The organism is Dysgonomonas sp. 216, from assembly GCF_010501065.1.
Classification (GTDB): domain Bacteria; phylum Bacteroidota; class Bacteroidia; order Bacteroidales; family Dysgonomonadaceae; genus QVMM01.
On sequence record NZ_QVMM01000042.1, the window covers coordinates 1 to 1,338 of the forward strand.

Genomic DNA, 1,338 nt, shown 5'->3' on the forward strand with positions numbered 1-1,338 from the left:
TGTCCCGTCCTAATATAGGTTGACAGGATTTATACTAAAATATAATAAGAATCGGTAGTCTTTAGTCTATCGGTTCTTTGTTTTTGATGAACAAAATTAGGGGTTTTCATCTTCAGAGCCAAATGCGGTCTTTTGTTATTGTAAATATTAACAGATTGCTTAATCAACATATTCAAATCCATATAGTTATTACATTTACCAAATAAAAACTCCTGTTTTAAGATACCATTAATTCTTTCCGCCAGTGCGTTCTGATAACAATCATACCCATCAGTCATAGAAGGTGTTATTTTATTATTTTTCAATACGTTCTGGTATATAGCAGAGCAATATTGTAATCCTCTGTCAGAATGATGAATCAGTGGTATGTTTTTGTCTCTGCATTTAACAGCCATTTTGAGGGCTTTAACAACGCTTTCCGCATTTAAATCATCACTAAGGTGGTAACCGACTATTTTGCGGGAATAAGCATCTGTAACCAAAGACAGATAGTGTGTCCTTTGTCTTGATTTGATGTAGGTTATATCACTAACATAGACTTGCTCGGGACGGTAGACATCTATATCCTTCAATAAATTAGGATGTTTATGCAACCAGTGTTTTGACATGGTTGTCTTTGTGTATGACCTTACAGGCTTAATCAGCATTTGATTAGCACGAAGAATGCAAAACAGCTTATCCCTTCCCACAGATAATTGCCCATCAAGTAAATAATAGAGCTTTCGTGTTCCAATGCGAGGCATAGATTGACGTATTAGGTGAACTTTGGCAATAATATCTTCTGCCTGTTCTTGCTTTATTCTTAAACTTTCCTTCTGTTTATAATAAGCCTGACGACTGATCCCGAATACATCGCAAGTGTAGATCATTGTTTCTTGCCTTTCTTCTTTGAAACGTTCGATGCTTCGGGTACAGACTTTTTTCTAATAGGGATATTAAGCTCATTCTCTGCTATATCAATCATCATATCAAACATGATGGCTTTATCTTGTTGAAATTTAAGTTGCTTTTCCAGACTTTCTTTTTGTCGTTCCAGTAAGCGTACTTTAGCTTCCAGTTCCATCAATTTCTGTTCAGGGCTCTTTTCCATGGTAAACTTAACTTGTAATTCTCGGTCTAAGGTACCATATTTTCTTATCCAATTCAAGACGGTTCCATGAGATTGAATACCATATTTGCGTAAAGCTCCTCCTATTGACAATTCCCCAGATTCAACTTCCCTGACTACTTGGTATTTAAAGGATAAACTGTAATCTCTCTGGGTGCGTTTTAATGATGTTGGTTGTAAATCTTTCATAAGGTGACTTTTTTTGTGTCAACCTATATTAGGACGGGACA

At 35.8% G+C, this 1,338-nt stretch carries 1 protein-coding gene; it reads right to left on the bottom strand.

Annotated features, from left to right (window positions below):
• Positions 1-29 precede the first annotated feature (29 nt).
• Positions 30-1,297 (bottom strand): IS3 family transposase gene (locus D0T53_RS13405; protein ID WP_370457838.1). Its coding sequence is split into 2 segments (ribosomal slippage): positions 30-925 and positions 925-1,297, totalling 1,269 coding nucleotides; the frame shifts between segments, so codons are not numbered across the junction.
• Between the last annotated feature and the right edge of the window lie 41 nt (positions 1,298-1,338).